Below are 24,783 nucleotides of genomic sequence, written 5' to 3' on the forward strand. Positions count from 1 at the left end.
CCCGCGTCAGGCGGTGATCTTGCCGTCCAGGGCCGAGGGCGGCTCGATCGCCTCGTGGATGGCCAGCACCAGGGCCTCGATGCTGATCGGCTTGGTCAGATAGCCCCGGAAGCCCGAGGACTGCCCGCGCGACATGGTCTCGGCCAGCACATTGGCCGAGATCGCGATCACCGGGATCTGCCGGGTCAGGGGGTTGGCTTCCAGCCGCGCCTTGACCTGGAAGCCGTCCATGCCCGGCAGGTTGATGTCGAGCAGGATAACGTCGGGCCGCAGCCGCGCGGCCAGGCTGAGACCTTCGACCGGATGCTCGGCCACGTGCAGGTCCAGGGTGCCGAGCGCCTCGGCGATGTGGCGCATCAGCCGGATGTTGGAGGCGTTGTCCTCGATATAGAGCACCTTGGCCTGAGGTCCCGGCTCGGGGCCCGCAGGCGCCCTCGCCACGGCCGGCGCTGGCCGCAGCTCGACCAGATCGGGGGCCTCGGCCGGCAGGTCGACGATAAAGCGCGACCCGACATCCTCGCGGCTCTCCACCCGCAGCTCGCCGCCCATGGCCTCGACCAGCCGCCGCGTCAGGGCCAGGCCGAGCCCCGCGCCCTCCACGCCCAGTCCCTCGCGCCCCAGCCGGTCGAACGGCTCGAACAGGTCGTTCATCCGATGGGCGGGAATGCCAAGACCGGTGTCGGTCACGCTGAGCATCACCCGGTCGGCCACGGCGCTCACCTCGACCCGCACCGAGCCGTTCGGCCGGTTGTACTTGATGGCGTTGGAGATCAGGTTCGAGAGCACCTGCTTGAGCCGCAGGTGATCGGCCCGCACGGCGATCTCCTCATCGCTCGCGACGATGTCGAGACTGACCCCGGCGCGATCGGCCGCCAGCTTGAAGCTGCCGTAAAGACCCTGGGCCACCTCCTGCGGGTCGATCGCCTCGATCGAGATCGAGACCTTGCCGCTTTCGATCTTGGCGAAATCCAGCACCTCCTCGATCAGGGCCAGCAGATGCCGACCCGCCGTATGGATCTGACCGACCGCCTCATCCTGGCGCGCGCTCAGGGCGTCATCGCCGCGGCGCATGCGCAGGACCTCGGCGAATCCGATGACGGCGTTGAGCGGGGTGCGCAGCTCGTGGCTCATATTGGCCAGGAAGTCCGACTTGGCCCGATTAGCCGACTCCGCCCGGCGGCGCTGCTCGTCCAGGGCGGCCAGCGCCGTGGTCAGGTCGATGGTCCGCGACTGCACCGAGGCCTCGAGGTCCTCGTTCAGCGCCCGCAGATGCTCGGCTTCGGCCAGCGAGCGCGCCTCCAGCCGCCGGTCCAGATAGGCGCACATCAGGGCGATGCCGAGGATCAGGGCCATGCAGGCGAAGATCGTGGCCGACAGCAGCGAGCCGGACACCAGGGGGGTCCCGCCGTCCACCTGCGCCAAGCCAGGCGCCACGACGATGACGGTCCCGGCCATGGCGCTGAAGTGCATGCCGCAGATCGCCACGGCCATGACCATGGCGGCCACCGCGCGCTGCCCGGCGGTGCGGAGCGTGACGGCCAGCCAGAGCGCGGCGGTGGACGCCGCCAGCGCGATCAGGATCGAGGCGGCGAACCACAGGGGGCGGTAATAGATCTCGCCCGGCGTCCGCATGGCGCTCATGCCCATATAGTGCATGACGCAGACCCCGAGGCCGACCAGCGCGCCGCCGCCGAAGATCCGCATCGGCGTCGCCTGCTTGGCCAGGACCTGCAGGCCCGCGGCGACGCCAGCCACGGCGATGACGCCGGAGATGATGGTCAGGCCAGGATCGTACTGCGCCATGAACGGCGTGCGATAGGCCAGCATGGCGATGAAGTGCATCGACCAGACCCCGCCGCCCAGCACCAGGGCCGCGCCCAGATGCCAGAACCGCCGGGCCGAAGCCGCCGCCGTCCGCAATCGCTCGACCATGTCGAGGGCGGTGAACGAGGCCACCACTGCGGTGAGATAGGAGAGGATAACCAGGGCGCCGTCGTGCTGCGCGTTCACGCCGATGGCGGAGTTGCTGAAGCAAAGGCCTAGAATCTGCATGACCGCCCACCCCCGAGGGCTCGTCATAGCTACTCGCGCCTCATGGTTGTTCTGATTCGATCCTACCGCATAGGGCGCAGACATCGCCTCGAAGCGATGCGAACGGGAGGGTGACCAAACGCCCGCCGATCCCTATCTTCGCGCCATGACCGACGCCCCCCTCGACGACGCCGCCACCCTGGACGACATCCCCCGCCAGCCGACCCAGGACGGGCCCGCCGTGCGGCTCTACCTGGTCGACGGGTCCGGGTTCATTTTCCGCGCCTATCACGCCCTACCGCCGCTGACCCGCAAGTCGGACGGATTGCCGATCGGGGCGATCTCCGGCTTCTGCAACATGCTGTGGAAGCTGCTGGTCGACATGAGGGCCCAGGCCGAGGGGCCGACCCACCTGGCCGTCATCTTCGACCACTCGGAGAAGACCTTCCGCAACAAGCTGTACGATCAGTACAAGGCCCACCGCCCGCCGGCCCCCGAGGACCTGGTTCCGCAGTTCCCGCTGGTCCGCGAGGCCACCCGGGCCTTCGGCGTGCCGAGCCTCGAGCTGGCCGGCTACGAGGCCGACGACCTGATCGCGGCCTATGCCTGCAAGGTGCGCGACGCCGGCGGCGAGGTGACCATCGTCTCGTCCGACAAGGACCTGATGCAGTTGGTGGGACCCCGGGTCTCGATGCTGGACACCATGAAGAACCTCAAGATCGGTCACGATCAGGTGGTCGAGAAATTCGGCGTGCCGCCGAACAAGGTGGTCGACGTCCAGGCCCTGTGCGGCGACAGCGTCGACAACGTGCCCGGCGCGCCCGGCATCGGGATCAAGACCGCCGCCCTGCTGATCAACGAGTACGGCGACCTCGACACGCTGCTGTCCCGCGCCTCGGAGATCAAGCAGCCCAAGCGCCGCGACACCCTGATCGACTTCGCCGACCAGATCCGTCTGTCGCGCGAACTGGTGCGGCTGGATTGCGAGACGCCGCTGCCCGCGCCCATCGACGACCTGGTGATCGCCGAGCCGAATCCCGAGGTGCTGGGCAAGTTCCTCGAGGAGATGGAGCTGCGCACCCTGGCCCGCCGGGTCTCGGGCGGGACCGCCTCCGCCGGCGCTCCGGCGGCTGGGGCGTCAGCCCCGGCGGCGGCCAGCGCCCCGGAACATCCGACCATCGACACCAACGCCTATGTCTGCGTCCGCGACCTGCCGACCCTGGACGCCTGGATCGCGCGGGCCCGCGCCGTCGGCGTCGTGGCCTTCGACACAGAGACCGACGCCCTGTCCTCCGCCAACGCCGGGCTTTGCGGCGTGTCGCTGGCGGTCGCGCCGGGCGAGGCCTGCTACATCCCGGTCGGCCATGAGAACGAGGGCACGGGCGGACTGGAGTTCGAGACCCCCGCCGAGATCGAGCAGATCCCGCTCGAGGAGGTCATGGCGCGGTTGAAGCCGCTGCTGGAGGACCCGTCGGTCCTGAAGGTCGCCCAGAACGCCAAGTACGACATCGCCGTGCTCTCGCGCTACGGCATCGAGGTGGCCCCTATCGAGGACACCATGCTGATCAGCTACGTGCTGGAGGCGGGGCTGCACAAGAGCCACGGCATGGACGATCTGTCCAAGCGCTGGCTGGCGCACGAGCCGATCAAGTTCTCCGCGGTGACCGGGACCGGCAAGGCCCAGAAAAGCTTCAAGCACGTGCCGCTGGAGCCGGCGACCTGCTACGCCGCCGAGGACGCCGACGTGACCTTGCGGCTCTATCAGCACCTGCGGCCGCGCCTGGCGCCCGAAGGCCTGCTGACCGTCTACGAGACCCTGGAGCGCGGCATGCCGCCGGTCCTGGCGATGATGGAGAACCACGGGATCAAGGTCGACCCCGACCAGCTGCGCAAGCTCTCCTACGACTTCTCCAACCGCATGGGCGAGCTGGAGGCCCAGGCCCACAAGCTGGCCGGCCGGCCGTTCAACCTCGGCTCCCCCAAGCAGGTCGGCGAACTACTGTTCCAGGAGATGGGACTAGCCTCGGGCCGGATGACCGCCACCGGCGCGGCGTCCACGGACGCCTCGATGCTGGAGGACCTCGCCGTCCAGGGCCACGAGCTGCCGCGCGTACTGCTCGACTGGCGCCAGCTCTCCAAGCTGAAGGGCACCTATACCGACAACCTGGTCGCCGCGATCGCGCCCCGGACCAACCGCATCCACACCTCCTATGCGCTGGCCTCGACCACCACCGGGCGCCTGTCGTCGAACGATCCGAACCTGCAGAACATCCCGATCCGCACCGAGGAAGGCCGCAAGATCCGCAAGGCCTTCATCGCCGAGCCGGGCCACGTGCTGATCAGCGCCGACTACAGTCAGATCGAACTGCGAATCCTGGCCCATGTCGGCGACATCCCGCAGCTCAAGAAGGCCTTCCTGGAGGGTCACGACATTCACGCGGCCACCGCCTCGGAAATGTTCGGCGTGCCGATCGAGGGCATGCCCGCCGAGACCCGTCGCCGCGCCAAGGCGATCAACTTCGGCATCGTCTACGGCATCTCGGCCTTCGGTCTGGCCAACCAGCTGTCGATCCCGCAGGACGAGGCCGGGGCCTATATCAAGACCTACTTCGAACGCTTCCCCGGCATCCGCGCCTATATGGACCGCACCAAGCAGATGGCGCGCACCCAGGGCTTCGTCACCACCGTCTTCGGCCGCAAGGTCAACATCCCGGCGGTGAAGTCCAAGTCGGCGGCCGAGCGCGCCTTCGGCGACCGCGCCGCGATCAACGCCCCGATCCAGGGGGCGGCGGCCGACGTCATGCGCCGGGCCATGATCCGCATGCCGGGCGCGCTGGACCAGGCGGGGCTGAAGGCGCGCATGTTGCTGCAGGTGCACGATGAACTGGTCTTCGAGGCCCCCGAAGCCGAGGCCGAGGCCGTGATCGCCCTGGCCAAACGGGTGATGGAGCGCGCCGCCGAACCGACGCTGGTCTTCTCAGTGCCGCTGGTGGTCGAGGCCCGCGCCGCGACTAACTGGGACGACGCCCACTAGCATAGTGGGCGACCGCCCGCGGCCTTTGACTTCGGTCATCGGGCGCGGGCCGGCGCTTCACCGAGCGACCGGTCGTGAAAATCCAAATGTCTTGAAGATCCTGGAGCAACCAATCTCCGAAAGGAGATTGGTGGAGCCGAGCGGAGTCGAACCGCTGACCTCCTCATTGCGAACGAGGCGCTCTACCAACTGAGCTACGGCCCCAGGAGGCGCGGAATTAGGGGTTCGAGGCCCACCCTGTCAAGCCGTTGAATTGCATCGTGGCGTCACGACTTGCCAGCCGTGGCCCGCCAGCCGATACAGGAGCCTTCCTCCTCTACGGAATTCCAGATGATCTCGCTGCTCGGCTTCGTGTTCTACATCCTGAACGCACTCCTCGGATTGCTGGTCTTCGCGTTGATCGCGAGCGCCATCCTGTCGTGGCTGGTCGCCTTCGACGTGATCAATCTGCGCAACCAGTTCGTCTACAACGTCGCCCGGTTCCTGGACGCGGTGACGCGGCCGGTGCTGGCGCCGTTCCAGAAGATCATGCCCAACCTCGGCGGCGTCGACATCAGTCCGGTGCTGGCGATCCTGGTGATCTCCGGCGTCCAGCGCTACCTGCTGCCCGCCGCGGCCCAGACCCTGATGGGCCTGTTCGCCTAGACCCCATGCGGCTGCCGGTCAGGGTGACGCCCAAGGGCGGCCGCGACGCCGTCGACGGCTGGGCGCTCGACCCGGCCGGACGGCCCTATCTGAAGGTCAGGGTGTCGGCGGTCGCCGCCGAGGGCCAGGCCAACGCCGCCTTGACGGCGTTCCTGGCCAAGACACTCAAGACGCCCAAGTCAGCGGTGCGGATCATCTCGGGCGAGACCGCACGGCTGAAGATGATCGAAATCGAGGGCCTGGACGACCAGGCGCTGGAAGCCGCCTTCGGCCGACCGCCTCCGAGCCCCTAGGGCGGCCCATCCAGTTCGTCATCACCGGGCCTGTCCCGGTGATCCATGCGCACGAAACTCTCAGGCAGGTCTCTAAGCGCGGAGTCTATGGGTGGCCGGCGCAAGAGGCCGGCCATGACGATCCGGTGGATTGAGGGCGTCTAGCCCCTAGAACTCTTCCCAGCCGCTGTCGTTGCGCGCGGCGATCGGGCGCGAACCGCCGCCGCCGGCCGCGAGACGCTGCGCCGGCCGCTGCCGGGCGGCGGGCGCCTCGAACCGATCGGCCGCGCCGGTCTTGAACTGGCCGATGAGCCTGGCCAGCTCGACCGCCTCATTGGCCAGCGAGTGGCTGGCGGCGGTCGATTCCTCGACCATGGCCGCGTTCTGCTGGGTCACCTGATCCATCTGGTTCACCGCCGTGTTCACCTGGTGCAGACCGGTGGCCTGTTCCTGGGCGCTGGCGGCGATCTCGGTGACGATGCCGTTGATCTCGGCCACCTGGGTGACGATCAGCTGCAGGGCCTTGCCGGTCTCGGCGACCAGGCCCACGCCCTGGCCGACCTGGCCGGACGAGGCGTTGATCAGGATCTTGATCTCCTTGGCCGCGCCCGCCGAACGCTGAGCCAGGGCCCGGACCTCGGAGGCGACGACCGCGAAGCCGCGACCAGCTTCACCGGCCCGCGCGGCTTCGACGCCCGCGTTCAGCGCCAGCAGGTTGGTCTGGAAGGCGATCTCGTCGATCACCCCGATGATCTGGCCGATCTGCTTGGACGAGCTTTCGATCTCGCCCATGGCCGCGGTCGCGCGCTGCACCACGTTGGCGCTCTCGGCGGCGTTGGTGCGCGCGGTCTGGACCACGCCCTGGGCGTGGGTGGCGCCCTCGGCGGTCCGCCGAACGGTGGCGGTGATCTGGTCGAGCGCCGCGGCGGTCTCTTCCAGGCTGGCGGCCTGCTGCTCGNCTTGCTGATTTCATCGGCGCCGGAACGCATGCTCGAGGTCGCCCCGACCACCACGCCCATCGTGTTCTGCAGTTGGCTCATGGCCATGTTGAAGTCGTGCTTCAGCGCCTCGTATTCCGGCGCGAACTGACCTTCGACGCGCGCCGTCAGGTCGCCTTGGGCCAGGCGCTCCAGGCCCTGGGCCAGGGCGGTCACGACCAGGGCCTGCTGCTCGGCGATGGCCGCGCGCTCGGCTTCGGCGCGGCGGCGTTCGGTTTCCGCGGCGATGCCCGCCGCTTCCTGGCCGGCGCGCAGGGCGCGGTTCTCGGCCAGGCCGTGACGGAAGCCCTCGAGGGCGCGGGCGATCTCGCCCACTTCATCGCCCTTGTCGGCGCCGCCGACCGCCTTGTCGTAACGTCCGGCCGACAGTTCGCCGACCGCCGAGGTGATCTGGGCCAGGGGCTTCCTGACCAGCTTGCCCACGGCGATGAACAGCGCGCCCAGCACCAGGGCCAGGATCACCAGGCCGCCGACCGCCAGCCAGATCGCCAACTGTCGGGCCGGACCGGTGATGTGCTTGGTGGGTACGTCCATCACCACGGCCCAGGTCGAGTTGAGACCCGGCAGCGGCGCGGGCGTGACCAGCCGTTCAACCGATCCGGTCGGCTGGTCCAGCTTGGTCAGCAGGACCGGCTGGCCGCTGGCGAGCGCGCCTTTCAGCTCAACCGCGCCGGCGTCGGCATAGGGCTTCATCCGCAGCGCAGCGTCGGGATGGGAGACCCAGTTGGCGTCAGGCGAGACCAGCATCACCCGGCCGTCGCCGAACGGCTTCATGGCCCCCAGGCGCGTCGCGACGTCGTCGAGGGCCAGGTCCAACCCCGCCACGCCGATCATCTGGCCGCCCGACATGACCGGGAAGGTCACCGAGGTCATCGAAATGGTCTTGCCGCCGACCTCGTAGGGATAGGGTTCGACAATGGCGGCTTTGCCGCTCTTGAAGCTGGTTTGATAGAAGGGCTGCTCGTAGTCGGCGCCGGTGTCCAACGGCTCCAGGCGCAGCTGGCCGCCGTCGTTCACCCAATAGGGCGTGAACTGGCCAAGCTTGTTCGAACCGGCCGCGGCGTCGCCCAGATGGGCGGCGTCCTGGCCGTCGAGCGCGTCCGGAATTTCCATGAACCAGGCGCCCAGGATCATCGGCGAGGCCGAGGCCGAGGGCTTGAGCAGGCTCGCCAGCACCTTACGGTCGCGAACCCCGTTTTCATGGGCTGCGCCCAGCGTCAGGGCCATGGCCGCGCCCATCCCCTGGATCTGGCCAAGGTCAGTGGCCACCTGGGCGGCCGCCTTGCCGGCCAGGGCCTGCGCGTTATCGTTGGAGAGGTCCCGCACCATCCCGCTGGCGTTGGCCGCGACCAGCGCCGCGGCCAACAACAGCAACGCCCCGATCGCACACCCCGCCGCAATCATCAGCTTCCAGGCGATCGACAGGCGGGACAACATACTCACGTTCCTCAACAACTCACTTGGGGCAGACAGGACGGCCTGGCAGGCCTCAGGCGGCGACCGCCTGGATATCGGCCGGCAGGATGTGATCCAGCGACAGCAGGGACACGATCCCGGTGTCGGTGGTCATGACCCCGGCCACATAGGCCGCCGATTCCGGGCTCCCCACCTCGGGCGGAGGTTGGATCAAACCCTCGGTGACGGTCAGGATGTCCGACACCGCGTCGACGACCAGGCCCATCTGGGCGTCGCCGATCTGGGCGACGACCACGACCGACGAGGTGGTCGGCGAGGCCGGGCCAAGGCCCAGCCGCGCGCCCAGGTCGATGACCGGCAAGATCGCGCCGCGCAGGTTCATCATGCCCAGGACGTGGGTCGGGGCGTGGGGCAACGGCGTCGCCGCCGTCCATCCCCTAATCTCACGCACCGCCATGATGTCGATCGCGTAGGCCTGTTCACCGATGCGAACCGAAATCAGTTCGGCCCCCGGCGACGGGATACGGGTAGTGGAAACTTCCATCAGAACTCCTCCCAGCTGTCGGTTTCTCCGACCGGCTCCAACCTGGCCGCCGTGGCGGCCCCGGAGCTGTAACCCCTTGTGGGCAAAGGTCTCGACGCGCGGGGCGCGGCGGTCTTACGAACGGTCGGCTGGTCGTTGTCCTGGCCAATCGTGAACTGGCCCATGAGACGGGCGAGCTCGACCGCTTCGCTGGCGAGCGCGTGACTGGCGGCGGTGGACTCTTCGACCATGGCCGCATTCTGCTGCGTAACCTGATCCATCTGATTAACGGCGGTGTTGACCTGATGCAGGCCGACGGCCTGTTCCTGGGCGCTGGCGGCGATCTCCGAAACCGCGCCGTTGATCTCCGAAACCTGGGCCGCGATCCGCTGCAGGGCCTTGCCGGTCTCGCCGACCAGGTTCACGCCGGAGGCGACCTGGGCCGACGAGGCGGTGATCAGCGACTTGATCTCCTTGGCGGCTTCGGCCGAACGCTGGGCCAAGGCCCGGACTTCGGAGGCGACGACCGCGAAGCCGCGGCCGGCTTCACCGGCGCGAGCCGCTTCGACGCCGGCGTTCAAGGCGAGCAGATTGGTCTGGAAGGCGATCTCGTCGATCACCCCGATGATCTGGCCGATCTGCTTGGACGAACCCTCGATCTCGCCCATGGCCGCGGTGGCCTGGCTGACGATCACGGCGCTATGTTCGGCGTCCGACCGGGCGGTCTCGACGACGGTGCGAGCGTGGTTGGCGCCCTCGGCGGTCTTGCGGACCGTGGCGGTGATCTGGTCGAGCGCCGCGGCGGTCTCTTCCAGGCTGGCGGCCTGCTGCTCGGTGNATCGTCGGCGGCCTGACTGATCTCGCCGGCGCCTGAACGCATGTTGGTGGTGTTGCTGGTGATCACCGACATGGTGGTCTGCAGGGTCGTCACGGCGGCGTTGAAGTCGGTCTTCAGCTGCTCGGCCTTCGGCGCGAAGGCCGCGGTGATGCGGAACGTCATATCGCCGCGCGCCAGCTTGCCCAGCCCCTCGGCCAACGAGCCGATGGCGACGGCGTCCTGCTCGGCCTCACGGGCCTTCTCAGCCTCGCGCTGCTGGCGCTCGATCTCGGCCTGGGCGCGCTGCTCCTCGCCCTGCTTTTCAAGACGCAGCTTCTCGATCGCGGCGTCCTTGAAGGCCAGGACCGCCTGGGCCATCTCGCCGATTTCGTCGGTGCGGCCGACCGCCGGCACCTCGACGGTGTTGTCGCCCGAGGCGAGCCGACCCATCGTCCGGGTCATCGCGCCCACCGGGGCGGCGATCGCCTTCGAGAGCAGCCACGCCATGGCGGCGGCAGCGAGCATGGCGACGACGCTGCCGACGACCAGGGTCATCTTGGCCTGGCTGATCGCCTGTTGCTGCGCGGCCCAACGCTCGGAGACCAGCTTCTTCTGGGCGGTCAGGATTTCGCCCTGAACCCCTCGCACGGCGGTCAATCGAACCTTGTCGATCATCGCGCGCGCCTGTTCGAGCGTGGCCGGGTCGCGCGCCAAGGTGATGACTTGGTCGTTCTTGACACGCCAATCGGCGAGCGCCGTCTTCAGCCGCCCAGCGCGCTCGCGCTGTTCGGCGTTCGTGGTCCGCTCCTGGAAGGCGGACAGATTCTTCTCAAGAGCTACGGCGTCCGCGTCATAGTTCTTCAGGAAATCGGCGTTGCGTGTCGCGGCGTAACCGCGCGCGGCGTTCTGTTGTTCGACGGCGTAATAGAGCACCCCGGACACGTCCTGGATGTTGAGATTGCTGACGTTGTTGCGCTCAGCGGACTCCAAGGTGGTGTTTAGACTGAAAAATACCGCGACGGCCGATAGCGTAAAGACTGCAAGGATCAGGGCGAACGCCGAGATCAACTTGCCGGAAATACGCATGTTTTTGATGTTCATCACTACGCCCCCAAGTAAACTGAGAACTTGATCCGCCGCCAACGTCTTCCGGATCGTTAATTGCCTTTAATCGTATCCCGGCAAATTGTCGCAGGACGCCGCACGGACAAGCATCCGGCGAAATCGTGACGATTCACTACTGGTATACCCCAGGACTACTCCATCGGATTTCTTGAGGCGGCCGGCCATACCGGCCGGCGCGGCGAGCCTCGGAGCGAACGGCCGGGCGCCGCCAAAGACCGGCGGCTGGCGGCGGCGACCTGCAGGCGCTACCCATGGGAAACGGCGATGCGATGGAGACGGCCATGAGCGAAACCCTGTTCCAGGCCGCACCTGGCCGCCGGCAGCTCGCCCAGATGATCGCCGGGGCGCGCAGGATCGTGATCTTCACTGGCGCCGGGATTTCCACGGAGTCCGGCGTCCCCGACTTCCGCAGCCCCGGCGGCGTCTGGAGCCGGATGAAGCCGATCTACTTCCAGGAATTCGTGGGCGACGAGGCCCGCCGCCGCGAAGCCTGGAACCGGGTCTATTCTGGAGCCGCCGGCTGGACGGGCGCCCGGCCCAACGATGGTCATACCGCCGTGGCGCGACTGATCACCGAGGGTAGGGCCAGCGCCGTGATCACCCAGAACGTGGACAACCTGCATCAGGAGTCCGGCGTCCCCGACGACAAGATCATCGAGCTGCACGGCAACGCCCATTACGCACGCTGCCTGGCCTGCGGCCTGCGTCACGAGTTCAGCGACTTCCGCGAGAGCTTCCTGGAGCGGGGCGAGATCCCGACCTGCCGGGCGTGTGGCGGCCTGGTGAAGTCAGCGACCATCTCCTTTGGCCAGGCGATGCCGGAGGAGCCGATGGAGAAGGCCCAGGCGGCGACCTTCGACTGCGACCTGTTCCTGGTGCTGGGCTCGTCCCTGGTGGTCTATCCGGCGGCGGGCTTTCCGATCATGGCCAAGCGGGGCGGCGCCATGCTGGCTATCGTCAACCGCGAGCCTACCGATCAGGACGGCTACGCCGATCTCGTCCTGCATGACGAGATCGGATCGGTGATGCGCGAGGCGGTGGGGTCTTAAGGACCTAGGCGCGCTTGGTCGGGCGGGCCCGCAGCTTGGCCGGCGGCGGATCGGCGCGGAAATCGCCGACCAGGCCCAGCTTGGCGTTGCAGGACGGGCAGCGGATCACGACATCCTCGGCCAAGCCGGCGTCGACATTGAAGCCGGCTCCGCAGGGCTTGCACTTCCAGTCATGTTGGACCGGCGGCGGCGCGACAGGCGCAGGCGCGCGCGCGGGCCTTTTCTTCGGGCCTTCCGGCAGAACGACCTTCGGGGGGTTCTTCAGCGACAGGATAGGGCGTCGCTTAGGTTCGTCGCTCATGATCTAGGACTTGTGACTCCGACAGGTGGGCTCGTCACGGCGCGGCCGGGGCGAAACGGGTTCTCCCTTGTCCGGGATTGACTTGCAACACCAAAGGGAAACGAAATCATGCGGCATTTATCGACTTGATCACGCCAAAGAGGCGCCTCGTCGCGGATCGATGTTCGTGACAGCTTAAGAAGTTTTGAGGTTAAAGGAACTAACGGCTCGTCCGGGTTGCTGACGTGCTCGCCATAGTTGGTGGGGCAACCGGCCTGGAAGGCGTCCGTCGTAAGGACATTCGGGGGAGAATCCGATGAAACTGAAATGGACTCACGGCGCTGCTCTTCTGGCCTGCGTCGCGATGAGCGGCTGCGGCATGATCGGCGGCGGCGGCAAGGCCCCCAAGGGGCAGGTGGTCGCCACGGTGAACGGCGAGGAAATCACCATCACCGAGCTTAACCGCGAGCTTGGCGGCGCTGCGCCGGCCAACCCGCAAGAGCGCAAGGCTATCGAACAGGCCGCCCTGCAGTCGATCATCACGCGCAAGCTGGTGGCCCAGACCGCCAAGGAACAGAAGCTCGACAAGACGCCGATCTTCGCTCAGCAGGAACTGCAGGCGAAGGAAGCCATGCTGGTCGGCGCCATGCAGCGGAAGATCGCCTCCACCGTGGTGGCGCCCACCCGCGCCGAAGCCGAGAAGTTCGTCGCCGACCACCCGGACATGTTCGCCCAGCGCAAGGTCATGGTCGTCGACCAGATCGTGGTCGGCAAGTTCAAGCCCGAGCTGATGAAAGAGTTCGAGCCGATGACCACCCTCGAGCAGATCGAGGCGGTCCTGGCCCGCGAAAGTCTCGACTATCAACGTACGACGACGGTCCTCGACACGCTCAACGCGCCTGAAGACCTGACCAAGACCCTGGCCAAGCTGCCGCCGGGCGAAGTCTTCATCTTCCCGCGCGGCAATGCGGTGTTCGTGAACCAGATCCGCGACAGCCGCGTGATGCCGTTCACCGGCGATCGCGCCGTCAACTACGCCATCGCCGGCCTGAAGTCCCTCCGGACCCAGGAAGCCGTGGTCAAGCAGGTCGAGACCATCCGCAAGGGCGCGGAAGAGAAGATCACCTACAACGACAACTACAAGCCCGCGAAGCCCGCGGCCAAACCGGCCGCCAAGCCGGCGGCTCCGGCCGCGGCCCCGGCCGGCGCCTCGCCGACCTAGGAACGATCAGGCGCGGCGGGCACCCGCCGCGCCTATTCCTCGCGCCGAGAGCCGTCAGCCGGCTCGGCGCCCGCGCTTCCAGTTTCAGATGACGCCCACGCGACCGGAGCGGCTTAATCGCCGCGCCGCCGATCCACATGTGGGAAAATGGTGCCGCTTACAGGACTCGAACCTGTGACCCCCTCATTACGAATGAGGTGCTCTACCAGCTGAGCTAAAGCGGCCTGGTATGTGTTCGTGAAGCGATTTGCCCCGCGAAGGAGCGCCTACTTAGCGACTCTCGGGGCGCTCGCCAAGCGCCGCCTTGCTTGCGGCCGTCGTTGACCGGCCTGCGGGGCGGGCGGAACCGGGGGTTCGTCGTCTTCATAGACCCCCTCGTCGATCGGATAGGGCGCCGGCGCGGACTCGTGCGCCGCCAGGAAAGCTGCTGAATCCACATAGGAAATAGGCTGCAGCGGCAACTCGCCCATGGCCGGCTCGCGGCGTTCGTGACGTGGGTGAATAAGCTCGCCGGTCTCGGCGAAACTCACCACCAGACGCCCCCAATCGGCGGCTTCATAGGCGAAGGCGCGGCCTTCCGGGTCTAGATCTGACCAGTCGGCCTCCTGTTCGGCGCTGACGCCGCGCGCCATCCAGACCCGCGCCTCGTCCGGCTGGCCGGCCGCGAAGGCGACGCGGGCCATCAGCCCGGCGATGCGGGCGGTGACCGGTTCGCCCTCCAGCGCCCGCGCCGCGTCCTGCGCGCGCGCCGTGTCGCCGCCGATCAGCGCCTGCTCGACCAACAGGATGCGGCTCTCGCGCGCGGCCGGGTTCAGCTCGGCCAACTGGCGCAGACGATCGGCCCGCTGGCGCGGGGTCTCGTTGGTCCGCAGATCGCGATAGGCCAGCCACAGGGCCGGGTGCGGCGAGGCCTTCCAGGCGCCTTCCAGGACCTGGGCGGCGCGCGCGGCCTTGCCGCCGGCGCCCAGCAGCCGGGCGGCCATGACCACGCCGGGCGCGAAGCCCGGCTGCAGCTTGGCGGCCTCGACCGCGAAATCCAGGGCCTGGGCCTGGCTCTTGGGATCGGCGGCGGCTTCGAGCTGGGCGGCCGAGGCGGCCAGCAACGCCGCACGCGCGCGCTCGGCGACGATGGGCGAGACGATCTTGCGGTCCAGGGCGCCCTTGGCCAGGTCCCGCGCGCCCGTCCAGTCGCCGGCCTCGAGCCTAGCTTCCAGCAGCGCGCGCCAAGCCCAGCGGCCGGTCGGCGTCAGCCCATAGGCTTGCTCGGCGTGACCGATCGCCCCGGCGCGGTCGCCCTGGTTGAGCGCCAGCTGCATCAAGCCCTTGTGCCCGGCCAGACGCATGTCCGGCAGGCCCAGCATGGCGGTGTAGGCGGCCTGGGCGGCGACCGCGTCGCCAGCGGCCTCGGCCGCCTGGGCGGCCAGCACCCGGACTAGGCCCGGCGCCTCGTCGGCGAGGTCGGCGGCTTTCAGGGCCAGGCGGCGAGCTTCGGAGCCGTCGCCCGCCGCCGCGGCCACGAAGCCGCGGGTCAGGACGTCGTTGGCCTGCCGGCGCCGGGTGTCGGCGCGGGCGCGGGCCGCGCGGCGCGGCGCCTCGGCGGCCCAGAGCAGCAGTCGCCAGGCCATCATGGCGCAGAGCGCCACGAACAGGGTGATCAGCACGAAGGCCGCGGCGGTCATGTCGGCGCGCCAGCCCAGCCAGATCACGCTGGCGTGGCCTGGCTCTCCGGTGATGGCCAGGATGGCGGTCGCCAGCGCCGCCACCAGGAAGACGATGATCGCGGCGCGGATCATTCGCCGCTCCGTGCCAGGCCGGCCAGGTCCTTGAGCGCCTGGGCGCGGACCTCGGCGATGTTGCGGTCGATCTTGGCCCGGCGTTCGGCGCGGTCGCGCCAGGGGCCTAGGGCGTCCTTGCCGGCCGCCGGCAGGGTGTCGAGGGTGGCCAGCGCCGAGGTCAGGTCGCCGTCCTCCACCTGACGTTCGGCCCGGGCCAGCACGGCGTCGAGGCTCTTGCCCGGCACGTCGCCGACCCGCCGCAGGGTGACGACCCGCGACAGCGCATAGCCGATCCGAGCCAGCACGCCGGCGTCGTCGCCCGGCGCGCGGGCGGCCGACGCGGCGCGGGCGGCGTAGTCAGGGAAGCTGGCCGCCAGGGCCGCGCGGCTGGGGGCGCCGCGCTCGGCGTCGGCGCTGAGCGAGCGCAGGTCCAGCGACGGCGCGCTGGCCGCCAGGGCCTTCAGCTCCTCGCCGAACGGCCGCGAGGTCTGCGAGGCCTCGACCAGGGCGGCGGCGGCGAGCGCCGACGCGGCGGCGGCGGCGACGCGGGACCGGTCGGCCTCCAGCGTATCCAGCCGACGGGAAATCTCGCCCGTCGCCGGTTCGGCGGCTGGCGCGGCGAAGCTGCCCGCGACCGGCGGCGGCGCCTGGACGGCGCCGACCAAGGGCGCGACGGCGGGCGCGGGCGCCTCCACGGCGCCGGGACGCGGCTTGTCAGGATAGAGTTCCGGCCCAAACCGCGCCGCCAGATAGCCGCCGGCGACGCAGGCCAAGCCGAACACGATCAGCGCCCAGACGCCCCAGCCCATGGAGCGGGGGCGGCCGTAGGAGCCGGGATCGCGGGGGGCGGAAAGCTCGTCGGGATCGCTCATGGCCTAACGGTCTATCAGATTCAGCAGCGCCGCTTCGAGTGGAAAGGGCGCGAAGATCTTGCCCGAAACCTGGGCGCGGGCGAGCGGCTTCATCACCGCCTTGGAAAGGCCGAGAACGCGCAGCTGCGGTTGGGGGTGGCCTCTCAGCACCTGGGCCAGGGCGCTCGCCGCCTTGGCCGAATAGACCAACGCCACATCCACCTGCGGAAGCTGGGCGATTTCGTGGGCCTCGAGCCGGACCGGCAAGGTGTCGTAGAGGGTCAGCGGTCGCACCTCGACTCGGGCCCGCGCCAAGGCGCCGGCCAGGTCGCCCGCCAACTCGGCGGCGCCAGGATGCAGGACCACCCCGCCGATCTCGCTGCGCCGCGCCGCGATCCCTTCGGCCAGGGCGGCGACGTCGCCGTCGGCCGAGAGCACGCGCTTGAAGCCCGCCTGGCGCGCGGCCTGCGCGGTGGCGGCGCCGACCGCGAACACCCTCAAGGCGCGATCAGGACAGACCTCGGTGAAAGCTCGCAGGCCGTTGGCGCTGGTGAAGGCCAGGGCGCCGACACCGGCGAGGTCGACCTGCACGTCCTCCAGCATCCGCACCGCCAGCAGCGGCGCCACCATGACGTCGTGACCGAGCGCACGGACCCGCGCCGCGGTGGCGTCCGCGCCCGGCTGGGCTCGGGTGATCCAGATTTTCAACGGGCGGGTGACGTTCATGACAGGCGGGGAACCTACGCGGCCCACAACCCTGGAGGTGGACGGCGGCGGAATCAATCCGCCGCCGACGGTCATTCGGGCAACAGGATCAGGTCGCCGCCCTCTTCCTTGACCGCCGCGCCCAGGGAAAGGCCCAGCGCCCGGGCCGCCTCCAGCGGATCGCGCGACGCGCCGAGCTCGGCCGAACCCTCGTGACGGAAGCGGTGGACGCCGTCGGAGGACAGGGCCTCGACGATCAGGTGCAGTCCGCCATCAGCCAGCCGCGCATGGGCGCCGACCGCGGTCTTGCAGGAGCCTTCCAGCGCCGTCAGGGCGCCGCGCTCGGCGGCGACGGCCACGGCGGTCGGGGCGTGACGGATAGCCTCCAGCCACGGCGCGCCGATGTCGGAAATGCGAGTCTCGATGGCCAGGGCGCCCTGGCCAGGAGCCGGCGGGCATTCCACCGGGTCGATCACGCTCTGGACCAGATGGCCAAGACCGAGGCGGTTAAGCCCCGACATCGCCAGCAGGATGGCGTCGGCGTCGCCGGCCGCCAGCTTGGCGAGCCGGGTGTCGACATTGCCGCGCAGCATGCGGACGTCGAGGTCGGGGCGGCGATGCAGCGCTTGGGCCTGGCGGCGCAGCGAGGCGGTGCCCAGGATCGCGCCCTGCGGCAAATCCTCCAGGCGCTCGACCTTGTGGCTGAGGAAGGCGTCGCGCGGATCTTCGCGCTCGGGGATGGCGGCGATGCAGAGCCCGTCGGGCAGCAGGGCCGGCATGTCCTTCATCGAGTGCACCGCGCAGTCGATGGAGCCGCTCAGCAGCGCCTCCTCAATCTCCTTGGTGAACAGGCCCTTGCCGCCGATCTCCATCAGGCGGCGGTCCTGAATGCGGTCGCCGCTGGTGGTGATGACGATCAGAGGCGCGACCGCCTCCACCTGCGCAGGGTCGCTCGGATCAGCTCCGAGCGCCGCTGCGATACGGCGTTGCATGATGCCGGCCTGAGCCAGCGAAAGCTTGGAGCCGCGGGCTCCGATCCGGACGGGCGGTTGCGTGGGCACGACGCGCGGTCTACCTCGGCGTTTCAAAGGAGGTCCCGGCCTATAGGACGGGACCGCAAGTCGCAACCACTGGGAGACCGAGTGACTGAGCCGCTGACCGTTCTGGGCCTGGAAACCAGCTGCGACGAGACCGCCGCGGCGGTCGTGCGCCTGGATGCGTCCGGCAAGGTCGAGGTGCTGTCCTCCATCGTCGGCACCCAGATCGCGGCCCACGCGCCCTATGGCGGCGTCGTGCCCGAGATCGCCGCCCGCGCCCATGTCGAGACCATCGACGCCATTGTCGCCGAGGCGCTGAGCAGCGCCGGCGTCGGCTATGGCGACCTGACCGGCGTGGCGGCCACGGCCGGTCCTGGCCTGGTCGGCGGGGTGATGGTGGGACTGTCGTTCGGCAAGGCGGTCGCCCTGGCGCGCGGCCTGCCGCTGGTGGCGGTGAACCATCTGGAGGGCCATGCGGTCTCCGCGCGGCTCGCCGCCGACATCCCCTATCCGTTCCTGCTGCTGCTGGTGTCCGGCGGCCATTGCCAGATCCTGGCTGTCGAGGGCGTCGGGGCCTGCCGGCGGCTCGGCTCGACCATCGACGACGCCGCCGGCGAGGCCTTCGACAAGATCGCAAAGAGCATGGGCCTGCCCTATCCCGGCGGTCCGGCCCTGGAAAAGCTGGCGCAGGGGGGCGACCCCAGCGGCTATGTCCTGCCTCGCGCCCTGCTGGGCCGCGACGGCTTCGACTTCTCGTTCTCGGGCCTGAAGACCGCCGCCGCCCGGATGGCCGCCACCGTCAACACCGACGCCGAACGCAAAAACCTGGCCGCCGCCGTCCAAGTCGCCATCGCCCGCCAACTGTCCGACCGCACCGACAAGGCGATGGCCGCCTACGCCCTTGAGCATCAGGGCGCGCCCTTGCGTTTCGTGGTCGCCGGCGGGGTCGCGGCCAACGGGGCGGTGCGCGCCAAGCTGCAAGACACCGCCACCGCGCGGGGGTTCTCATTCGACGCCCCGCCGCTGGCCTATTGCACCGACAACGCCGCGATGATCGCCCTGGCCGGGGCCGAACGACTGGCGCTGGGCATCTCCGACCGGTTGGACGCCCCGGCCCGGCCGCGCTGGCCGCTGGACGAGGCCGCCGCCCTGGCCAATCCGACCCACGTCCCCGGCCGCAAAGGAGCCAAGGCATGAAGACGGCTGGCGTTATCGGCGGCGGCGCCTGGGGCACCGCCCTGGCCCTGGTCTGCGCCCGAGCGGGCCTGACCACCACGCTCTGGGCGCGCGAGCCCGAGGTGGTCAGCGCCATCAACGAAACCCGCGAGAACAAGACCTTCCTGCCCGGCGTGGTGTTCGACGCCCCGGTCAGGGCGAGCGGCGACCTCGCCGACCTCGCCGGGGCCGACCTGGTCCTGAACGTCAGCCCCGCTCAACACCTGCGCTCGAGCCTCGACGCCTTCCGCCCCTACGCCCGCGCGGGGGTGCCGATGGTGCTCTGCTCCAAGGGCGTCGAGCAGGGCTCCCTGAAGCTGATGACCGAGGTGCTGAACGAAGGCCTGCCCCAGGCCAGCCCCGCCGTGCTGTCGGGACCGAGCTTCGCCATCGACGTGGCCAGGGGCCTGCCGACCGCCGTCACCCTGGCCTGCCCGGACGAGGAGCTGGGCTTCCAGCTCGCCGCGGCGCTCAGCCTGCCGACCTTCCGCCCCTACATGGCCACCGACATGATCGGCGCCGAGATCGGCGGCTCGGTGAAGAACGTGCTGGCCATCGCCTGCGGCGTCGTCGAGGGCCGCGGCCTGGGGCGCAGCGCCCACGCGGCGCTGATCACCCGCGGCTTCGCCGAGATGACCCGGATGGCCGTGGCCCTGGGCGGGGAGGCCGAGACCGTCGCCGGCCTCTGCGGCCTGGGCGACCTGGTGCTCACCTGCTCCAGCCCGCAATCGCGCAATATGAGCGTCGGCCTGGCGCTGGGCGGCGGCCAGACCCTGGAACAGGCCTTGGCCGGCAAGGTCTCGGTGGCCGAGGGCGTCGCCAGCGCCCCGGCCGTCCTGGCGCTCGCCAAGAAATTAGGTGTCGAGGCTCCGATCTGCGAAGCCGTCGCCGCCATCCTGGCGGGCGAGGCTCAGGTGGACGAGGCCATCGCCGGCCTGCTGTCCCGCCCCATCAGAACCGAACGCTAAGAGGACCCACGCCTTGCCCCTGTTCGCTTTCCACTGCGTCGACAAGCCCAACTCGCTGGACGTCCGCGTCGCCACCCGCGAAGCCCACCTGGCCTATCTGGGCGGCTTCAAGGACGAGCTGCGCCTGGCCGGCCCGATGCTTGGCGTCGACGACGCGCCCGTCGGCTCGATCCTGTTCGTGGAGCTGGAAAGCCGCGCGGCGGCCGAGGCCTTCGCGGCCAACGACCCCTACGCCCAGGCCGGCCTGTTCCAGACCGTGGAGATCACCGGCTTCCGCGCCTCGATCGGAACGTTGGGTTGACGCGGGACGGCTCTGACAACCCCGCCAGGCCCCCGGCCGGCGTCGCGCTCTGCGCGCTCGCCGACCTGGCCGACCCGGGTTCGAAGGGCTTCCGCTTCCGCCAGGACAGCAAGATGTTCGCGGGCTTCGTGGTCCGCGTCGGGGCGGAGATCCGCGGTTACGTGGACTCCTGCCCGCACGCCGGCTGGCCGCTGGCCGCCTGGGACGACCGCTATCTGACCCGCGAGGGCGACCTGATCCTCTGCGGCGGCCACGCGGCCCTGTTCCGCCCGCTGGACGGGGTCTGCATCGCCGGCCCCTGCGCCGATGAGCGTCTGACCCAGTGGCCGGTCGCGGTCGTGGACGGCCAAGTGGTTACGACCTAGGCGGGAGAACGACGGTTCTTTAACGCCTTCCGGCCTAGGTTTCGGGAAGAGCTTGAGGAGAATCCCGTGGCTGACGCCCTTCGCGCGATCGCGACCTTCAATGGACGGTTCGCGCCGCAATTCGCCAAGACCATGCTGGCCTCGCCGCGCGACGAAGAGTCCGCCGCCGCCTTCAGTCAGCACTGCGACGCCATGGGTTTTGAGTTCACCGAGGCCTGGGCCGACAACAATTTCCGCTTCGTGGCGCCGCTGCTGCGCGAGTTCGCCAAGGACCGGGGCCAGATCCGCTATCTCGAGATCGGCGCCTATGAAGGCAAGAACCTGGCCTTCCTGGACTGGCTGCTGCCGGCCCGCCTGGACGTCACCGTCATCGACCCCTGGTTCGACGAGAACCTGAACCCCGAAGAGAAATATCTGGCCGTCGAGCCCCGCTTCCAGCGCAACGTCGCCAAGCTGAACTTCGACAATCTCACCACCCGCAAGGCGTTCTCCACCTACGAACTGCCCAAGATGCTGGAGACCGGCGAGACCTACGACCTGATCTATATCGACGGCTCGCACACCGCCTGGGCGGTCGGGGTCGACCTGGCCTATTGCGCGGCGCTGCTGAACGTCGGCGGCATGATGGTGCTGGACGACTACTGGCACCACGAGAGCGAGATCGGCGGCCCCGGCGTGAAGCAGGCGGTGGATCATTTCCACGCCGTCTTCCGCCAGTACTTCGACATCACCGCCGTCTACCGCCAGGTCGCCCTGACCAAGATCCGCGACATACCGCGCTAGGAAACATCACCGTCCAGATCCTCCCCCGCCGGGGGAGGTGGCGCGCGAAGCGCGACGGAGGGGGCTCCGCCGCAGAAATCAAAGTCCCCCCCCCCCNGCATCTAGGCGCGCGCGGGGAACACCTCGGCCGAAAAGTCCGCCACGTCGGCGATCAGGCCCTCGGCGGCCAGCGCCACCAGCTCGCCGCCCTTTTCCGGCGTCGCCAGGCCGGGGTCAGAGCCCATGCGGCCGTCGGGATAGCGGGCGCGGAAGTCGAGCGCCTCGCGGATCGGGCCGGTGGGGGCGATCTGCGGCGCGTAGTCGGCGGTCTTGATCGCGTCCGGGTAGGCCCACTGGGTCACCGCGATCTCAGAGGGCGTGGCGTGGCTGCCGTGGCCGACCGGGAATTGGCGATGGGCGAGCGCATTGACGCCGCGCAGCTCCCACCAGTTCTTCAGCTTGCAGGCGAAGCCGCGCTCGACCTTGCCGAAGCTGGCCTCGGCGTAGAGTTCGGAGAACGCCGCCTCGATGGTGGCGACGTTGCCGCCGTGGCCGTTCAGGAAATAGATCTTCTCGAACCCGTGCCCGGCCAGCGACCGGCACCAGTCGCCGATCGCGGCGATGAAGGTCGAGGGCCGCAGCGAGATGGTGCCGGGGAAACCCAGGTGATGCTGGGCCATGCCGATATTGAAGGTCGGCGCGATCAGCAGGTCGGAAGACTTCTGCGCCTCGTTGGCGATGATCTCGGGGCAGAGCCAGTCGGTGCCCAGCAGGCCGGTCGGGCCGTGCTGCTCGTTCGACCCGATCGGCACAACCACGGTCTTGGAACGTTCAAGATAGGCTTCGACTTCTTGCCAGGTCGAGAGGTGGAGCAGCATCTGATTTCCTAATCCGGCGGAGTGCGTTCGAACCCCGGCATACTACCTTCAGCCTCGGCCGATAACCCAACCGCGCAAAGGAGGCCTCGACATGGCGCTGCAGTTGAACGATCTCGCCCCCGATTTCACCCAGGACTCCACCGAAGGTCCGATTTCCTTCCACCAGTGGGCCGGCGACGACTGGGTCGTGCTGTTCTCCCACCCCAAGGACTACACCCCGGTCTGCACCACCGAGCTGGGCGTGGTCGCCAAGCTGAAGCCCGAATTCGAAAAGCGCGGCGTCAGGGTGATCGGCCTGTCGGTCGACCCCGCCGACAGCCATGCCGGCTGGGCCAAGGACATCGAGGAAACCCAGGGCGCGAAGCTGAACTTCCCCCTGATCGCCGATCATGACCGCAAGGTCGCCGATCTCTACGGCATGATCCACCCGAACGCCTCCGACACCATGACCGTCCGCTCGGTCTTCGTGATCGATCCGGCCAAGAAGGTGCGGCTGACCCTCACCTATCCGGCCGCCACCGGGCGCAATTTCGACGAGCTGCTGCGGGTGATCGACTCGCTGCAGCTTACCGACAACCACAAGGTCGCGACGCCGGCCAACTGGAAGCAGGGCGGGGACGTGATCATCGTGCCGTCCGTGACCAACGAGGCGGCCAAGGCGCTGTTCCCCGGCGGTTGGGACGAACAGAAGCCCTATCTGCGCGTGGTGAAGCAGCCGGGGCTCTAGCCTCTCCCTTTCCTCCCCCATCTTGATGGGGGAGGAAAGAACGGGGGAGCATCTGCCGGCTGGCGCTCCCTAGTTCGCGAAGCGCTTGAAGAAGCTGCCGTCCTTCCAGGCCGGACGCTGCGGGGCGTTCGCCGCCTGCACCGCCACCCCGGCCATAAACGCGTTGAACTTCACCGCGTCGGCGCGCTCGACAGGCTGGGTCAGGTCGTCGGCCAGGCCGTGATAGCGCTCGGCGCGCCAGGTCTTCTCGATCTGCGCCTCCGGGCTGCCCGGCTTAAAACCGAACTTGAAGGCCAGGGCCGGGACCCCGGCGCGGATGAAGCTGTACTGGTCCGAGCGGATGAACGAGTTGCGGTCCGGATAAGGGTCGGCGACCACCTCCAGCCCCTGGGCCTGGGCGGCGGCGCGCGCGGCGTCGCCCAGGGTGCTCTCGTCGACGCCCAGGATGATCACCGACTTCAGCGGCCACAGCGGCAAGGCCATGTCCATGTTCAGGTCGGCGACGACGGAGCTAGCCGGCACGCTGGGTCGCTCGGCGAAATATTTCGAGCCCAGCAGGCCCTTTTCCTCGCCGGTCACCAGCACGAACAGGATCGAGCGCTTCGGCTTGACCTTGGCCTGGCTGAGCGTCCGGGCGATCTCCAGCACCGAGGCGACGCCCGAGGCGTTGTCCATCGCCCCGGCGTAGTAGGGCGCGCCCTGGCCAGCGGTGTTCAGGCCCAGATGGTCGAGGTGCGCCGACACCACGACGTGCTCGCTCTTCAGTTTCGGATCGCCGCCCGGCAGCTTCGCCACCACATTGGCCGACGCCACCTGGCTGAACTCGGCCGCGACCTGCGCCTTGAAGCCGATCTTCAGGTCGAAGCCGGCGATCGGCTTGGAGGCGTCGGCCAGGGCCAGCACCTCGGCGAAGCTGTGGCCCGAGCGGGCGAACAGTTTCTCCGCCTCGGCCGGATTGAAGGTTCCGGAGAACTTGTCCTCGGCCACGTCGCGCAGGGCGCTGTCGGCGGGATACATGCCGGGCTGGCCGGAATTGGCGATCTGCCGCGCCCACGGCACCTCCATCGACTTCGGGGTCGGCAGGGCGATCAGGCCGACGGCGCCGGCCGCCTGGGCCGCGCGCCAAGTCTCCGACCCGCGTGAGTGGGACTTCAGCGCCGCCGAGATCTCGGCCGGGCCGCCGTTCACATAGACGGCGATCTTGCCCTTCAGGTCCTGGCCGGCGAAGTCGTCATAGCCGGCCTCCGGCAGGTGCAGGCCGTAGCCGATGAAGACCAGCGACGCCTCGATGGTCTTGGGCTGGGGCAGGCGCGAACCGAGCAGTATGTCGGGGCCGACCCGCAGCGGCTGGGCCTGGCCGTCCACCACCAGGGCGGCGCTGGACCGGTCGGCCAGGACCCGCTGGACGGTGAACTTCATCGGTTGGAGGTAACCGTCGGTCCCGGCCGGTTGCAGGCCATAGGCCTTGAAGCGATCAGCCGCATAGGCCGCGGCGCGGTCGTAGCCGGGACTGCCGGTCAGCCGGCCCTCGAACTGCGGTCCGGCCAGGGTCTCGACATGCGACCACCACTTGGCGCCGTCCGCATCGGCCGCCAGGGCCGGCGAGGTGGACAGGGCGATCAGCGCGAGAACAACGACGGGACGCATGCGGCGGGTCTCCAACAGCCAAGCGGCCACACTTCCCTGATCCAGCCGGCGCGACAAGGCGCGCGGGCGACACAGCCAGGCGAAACGCAAGTTCGCGCCGCTCGACGGTTGCGCCGACCGCCTCAACCCGCATAACTCCC

At 69.1% G+C, this 24,783-nt stretch carries 22 protein-coding genes, 2 tRNA genes and 2 pseudogenes; 11 read left to right on the top strand and 15 right to left on the bottom strand.

Annotated elements, in window-relative coordinates:
- Positions 1 to 6 precede the first annotated feature (6 nt).
- Positions 7 to 2,052, bottom strand: coding sequence for an MHYT domain-containing protein (locus ASE02_RS16010; RefSeq protein ID WP_056735543.1), 2,046 nt, complete (start codon positions 2,050 to 2,052; stop codon positions 7 to 9).
- 145 nt (positions 2,053 to 2,197) lie between these two features.
- On the opposite strand from ASE02_RS16010, the gene polA reads away from it, so the two are divergent.
- The gene (polA, locus tag ASE02_RS16015) at positions 2,198 to 5,065 is read left to right on the top strand and encodes a DNA polymerase I (RefSeq protein WP_056735544.1); all 2,868 of its coding nucleotides are present in this window, start codon (positions 2,198 to 2,200) and stop codon (positions 5,063 to 5,065) included.
- 128 nt (positions 5,066 to 5,193) lie between these two features.
- On the opposite strand, the gene ASE02_RS16020 is transcribed toward polA, so the two are convergent.
- Positions 5,194 to 5,269, bottom strand: a tRNA-Ala gene (locus tag ASE02_RS16020).
- A gap of 126 nt (positions 5,270 to 5,395) precedes the next feature.
- Here ASE02_RS16020 and ASE02_RS16025 point away from each other — a divergent pair.
- Together ASE02_RS16025 and ASE02_RS16030 are read left to right on the top strand one after the other, a co-directional pair.
- On the top strand, positions 5,396 to 5,710 hold the full coding sequence (locus ASE02_RS16025) for a YggT family protein (protein WP_056735545.1): 315 nt from the start codon (positions 5,396 to 5,398) through the stop codon (positions 5,708 to 5,710).
- Between the two features lie 5 nt (positions 5,711 to 5,715).
- On the top strand, positions 5,716 to 6,003 hold the full coding sequence (locus ASE02_RS16030) for a DUF167 family protein (protein WP_056735546.1): 288 nt from the start codon (positions 5,716 to 5,718) through the stop codon (positions 6,001 to 6,003).
- Positions 6,004 to 6,150: 147 nt separating this feature from the next.
- On the opposite strand, the gene ASE02_RS22710 is transcribed toward ASE02_RS16030, so the two are convergent.
- The 5 genes and pseudogenes from ASE02_RS22710 to ASE02_RS23040 form a co-directional block, all read right to left on the bottom strand.
- Complete coding sequence (locus ASE02_RS22710) at positions 6,151 to 6,840, bottom strand: methyl-accepting chemotaxis protein (RefSeq protein ID WP_369818579.1); 690 nt, start codon at positions 6,838 to 6,840, stop codon at positions 6,151 to 6,153.
- A 101-nt stretch (positions 6,841 to 6,941) separates the two neighbouring features.
- A pseudogene (locus ASE02_RS23370) lies at positions 6,942 to 8,417 on the bottom strand (HAMP domain-containing protein); the annotation flags it as partial.
- A gap of 52 nt (positions 8,418 to 8,469) precedes the next feature.
- Positions 8,470 to 8,940, bottom strand: coding sequence for a chemotaxis protein CheW (locus ASE02_RS16040; protein WP_056735548.1), 471 nt, complete (start codon positions 8,938 to 8,940; stop codon positions 8,470 to 8,472).
- A partial coding sequence (locus tag ASE02_RS23035) for a methyl-accepting chemotaxis protein (protein ID WP_235536720.1) occupies positions 8,940 to 9,756 on the bottom strand: 817 nt, incomplete at its 5' end. The genes ASE02_RS23035 and ASE02_RS16040, both read right to left, overlap by 1 nt.
- A gap of 1 nt (position 9,757) precedes the next feature.
- Positions 9,758 to 10,837: pseudogene (locus ASE02_RS23040) on the bottom strand (CHASE3 domain-containing protein); the annotation flags it as partial.
- A 305-nt stretch (positions 10,838 to 11,142) separates the two neighbouring features.
- Here ASE02_RS23040 and ASE02_RS16050 point away from each other — a divergent pair.
- Positions 11,143 to 11,910 (top strand): Sir2 family NAD-dependent protein deacetylase, encoded by a 768-nt coding sequence (locus ASE02_RS16050; RefSeq protein ID WP_056735647.1) that lies wholly within the window; start codon positions 11,143 to 11,145, stop codon positions 11,908 to 11,910.
- Positions 11,911 to 11,914: 4 nt separating this feature from the next.
- On the opposite strand, the gene ASE02_RS16055 is transcribed toward ASE02_RS16050, so the two are convergent.
- A complete protein-coding gene (locus tag ASE02_RS16055; RefSeq protein WP_056735549.1) occupies positions 11,915 to 12,211 on the bottom strand; it encodes a hypothetical protein in 297 nt (98 codons plus the stop codon).
- 295 nt (positions 12,212 to 12,506) lie between these two features.
- On the opposite strand from ASE02_RS16055, the gene ASE02_RS16060 reads away from it, so the two are divergent.
- Positions 12,507 to 13,412, top strand: coding sequence for an EpsD family peptidyl-prolyl cis-trans isomerase (locus tag ASE02_RS16060; protein WP_056735550.1), 906 nt, complete (start codon positions 12,507 to 12,509; stop codon positions 13,410 to 13,412).
- A 148-nt stretch (positions 13,413 to 13,560) separates the two neighbouring features.
- Here ASE02_RS16060 and ASE02_RS16065 read toward each other — a convergent pair.
- The 5 genes from ASE02_RS16065 to hemC form a co-directional block, all read right to left on the bottom strand.
- A tRNA-Thr gene (locus ASE02_RS16065) sits at positions 13,561 to 13,636 on the bottom strand.
- A gap of 42 nt (positions 13,637 to 13,678) precedes the next feature.
- Entirely contained in the window at positions 13,679 to 15,205 is a 1,527-nt protein-coding gene (locus ASE02_RS16070; RefSeq protein WP_056735551.1) for a heme biosynthesis HemY N-terminal domain-containing protein, read from the bottom strand.
- A complete protein-coding gene (locus tag ASE02_RS16075) occupies positions 15,202 to 16,059 on the bottom strand; it encodes a COG4223 family protein (RefSeq protein WP_082602148.1) in 858 nt (285 codons plus the stop codon). Before ASE02_RS16075 ends, ASE02_RS16070 begins: the two co-directional genes overlap by 4 nt.
- Before the next feature lie 3 nt (positions 16,060 to 16,062).
- Complete coding sequence (locus tag ASE02_RS16080; RefSeq protein ID WP_056735648.1) at positions 16,063 to 16,764, bottom strand: uroporphyrinogen-III synthase; 702 nt, start codon at positions 16,762 to 16,764, stop codon at positions 16,063 to 16,065.
- Positions 16,765 to 16,835: 71 nt separating this feature from the next.
- Positions 16,836 to 17,804 carry a hydroxymethylbilane synthase gene (hemC, locus tag ASE02_RS16085; RefSeq protein WP_056735552.1) on the bottom strand — a complete coding sequence of 323 codons (969 nt, stop codon included), beginning with the start codon at positions 17,802 to 17,804 and terminating at the stop codon, positions 16,836 to 16,838.
- 81 nt (positions 17,805 to 17,885) lie between these two features.
- On the opposite strand from hemC, the gene tsaD reads away from it, so the two are divergent.
- The 5 genes from tsaD (at position 17,886) to ASE02_RS16110 (ending at position 21,412) form a co-directional block, all read left to right on the top strand.
- Positions 17,886 to 18,977, top strand: coding sequence for a tRNA (adenosine(37)-N6)-threonylcarbamoyltransferase complex transferase subunit TsaD (tsaD, locus tag ASE02_RS16090; protein WP_235536721.1), 1,092 nt, complete (start codon positions 17,886 to 17,888; stop codon positions 18,975 to 18,977).
- Complete coding sequence (locus ASE02_RS16095; protein ID WP_056735553.1) at positions 18,974 to 19,963, top strand: NAD(P)H-dependent glycerol-3-phosphate dehydrogenase; 990 nt, start codon at positions 18,974 to 18,976, stop codon at positions 19,961 to 19,963. Before tsaD ends, ASE02_RS16095 begins: the two co-directional genes overlap by 4 nt.
- 13 nt (positions 19,964 to 19,976) lie before the next feature.
- The gene (locus ASE02_RS16100) at positions 19,977 to 20,264 is read left to right on the top strand and encodes a YciI family protein (RefSeq protein ID WP_056735554.1); all 288 of its coding nucleotides are present in this window, start codon (positions 19,977 to 19,979) and stop codon (positions 20,262 to 20,264) included.
- Positions 20,261 to 20,629: a Rieske 2Fe-2S domain-containing protein gene (locus tag ASE02_RS16105; protein ID WP_056735555.1), complete on the top strand. Its 369-nt coding sequence runs from the start codon at positions 20,261 to 20,263 to the stop codon at positions 20,627 to 20,629. The genes ASE02_RS16100 and ASE02_RS16105 overlap by 4 nt, the downstream gene beginning before the upstream one ends.
- Before the next feature lie 66 nt (positions 20,630 to 20,695).
- The gene (locus ASE02_RS16110) at positions 20,696 to 21,412 is read left to right on the top strand and encodes a class I SAM-dependent methyltransferase (protein WP_056735556.1); all 717 of its coding nucleotides are present in this window, start codon (positions 20,696 to 20,698) and stop codon (positions 21,410 to 21,412) included.
- Positions 21,413 to 21,513: 101 nt separating this feature from the next.
- Here ASE02_RS16110 and ASE02_RS16115 read toward each other — a convergent pair whose 3' ends face one another.
- Positions 21,514 to 22,269 carry a creatininase family protein gene (locus tag ASE02_RS16115; RefSeq protein WP_056735557.1) on the bottom strand — a complete coding sequence of 252 codons (756 nt, stop codon included), beginning with the start codon at positions 22,267 to 22,269 and terminating at the stop codon, positions 21,514 to 21,516.
- A 91-nt stretch (positions 22,270 to 22,360) separates the two neighbouring features.
- On the opposite strand from ASE02_RS16115, the gene ASE02_RS16120 reads away from it, so the two are divergent.
- Positions 22,361 to 22,996, top strand: a complete 636-nt coding sequence (locus tag ASE02_RS16120; protein ID WP_056735558.1) for a peroxiredoxin — start codon at positions 22,361 to 22,363, stop codon at positions 22,994 to 22,996.
- 69 nt (positions 22,997 to 23,065) lie between these two features.
- Here ASE02_RS16120 and ASE02_RS16125 read toward each other — a convergent pair whose 3' ends face one another.
- Positions 23,066 to 24,643, bottom strand: coding sequence for a M28 family metallopeptidase (locus ASE02_RS16125; RefSeq protein ID WP_056735559.1), 1,578 nt, complete (start codon positions 24,641 to 24,643; stop codon positions 23,066 to 23,068).
- Positions 24,644 to 24,783: the final 140 nt, after the last annotated feature.

The organism is Phenylobacterium sp. Root700 (assembly GCF_001429025.1).
Classification (GTDB): Bacteria; Pseudomonadota; Alphaproteobacteria; order Caulobacterales; family Caulobacteraceae; genus Phenylobacterium.

Coding starts and splice junctions, on each gene's coding strand:
- ASE02_RS16010 (WP_056735543.1), bottom strand. CDS start 2,052: ATGCAGATTCTAGGCCTTTGCTTCAGCAACTCCGCCATCGGCGTGAAC.
- polA (WP_056735544.1), top strand. CDS start 2,198: ATGACCGACGCCCCCCTCGACGACGCCGCCACCCTGGACGACATCCCC.
- ASE02_RS16025 (WP_056735545.1), top strand. CDS start 5,396: ATGATCTCGCTGCTCGGCTTCGTGTTCTACATCCTGAACGCACTCCTC.
- ASE02_RS16030 (WP_056735546.1), top strand. CDS start 5,716: ATGCGGCTGCCGGTCAGGGTGACGCCCAAGGGCGGCCGCGACGCCGTC.
- ASE02_RS16040 (WP_056735548.1), bottom strand. CDS start 8,940: ATGGAAGTTTCCACTACCCGTATCCCGTCGCCGGGGGCCGAACTGATT.
- ASE02_RS16050 (WP_056735647.1), top strand. CDS start 11,143: ATGAGCGAAACCCTGTTCCAGGCCGCACCTGGCCGCCGGCAGCTCGCC.
- ASE02_RS16055 (WP_056735549.1), bottom strand. CDS start 12,211: ATGAGCGACGAACCTAAGCGACGCCCTATCCTGTCGCTGAAGAACCCC.
- ASE02_RS16060 (WP_056735550.1), top strand. CDS start 12,507: ATGAAACTGAAATGGACTCACGGCGCTGCTCTTCTGGCCTGCGTCGCG.
- ASE02_RS16070 (WP_056735551.1), bottom strand. CDS start 15,205: ATGATCCGCGCCGCGATCATCGTCTTCCTGGTGGCGGCGCTGGCGACC.
- ASE02_RS16075 (WP_082602148.1), bottom strand. CDS start 16,059: ATGAGCGATCCCGACGAGCTTTCCGCCCCCCGCGATCCCGGCTCCTAC.
- ASE02_RS16080 (WP_056735648.1), bottom strand. CDS start 16,764: ATGAACGTCACCCGCCCGTTGAAAATCTGGATCACCCGAGCCCAGCCG.
- ASE02_RS16095 (WP_056735553.1), top strand. CDS start 18,974: ATGAAGACGGCTGGCGTTATCGGCGGCGGCGCCTGGGGCACCGCCCTG.
- ASE02_RS16115 (WP_056735557.1), bottom strand. CDS start 22,269: ATGCTGCTCCACCTCTCGACCTGGCAAGAAGTCGAAGCCTATCTTGAA.
- ASE02_RS16120 (WP_056735558.1), top strand. CDS start 22,361: ATGGCGCTGCAGTTGAACGATCTCGCCCCCGATTTCACCCAGGACTCC.
- ASE02_RS16125 (WP_056735559.1), bottom strand. CDS start 24,643: ATGCGTCCCGTCGTTGTTCTCGCGCTGATCGCCCTGTCCACCTCGCCG.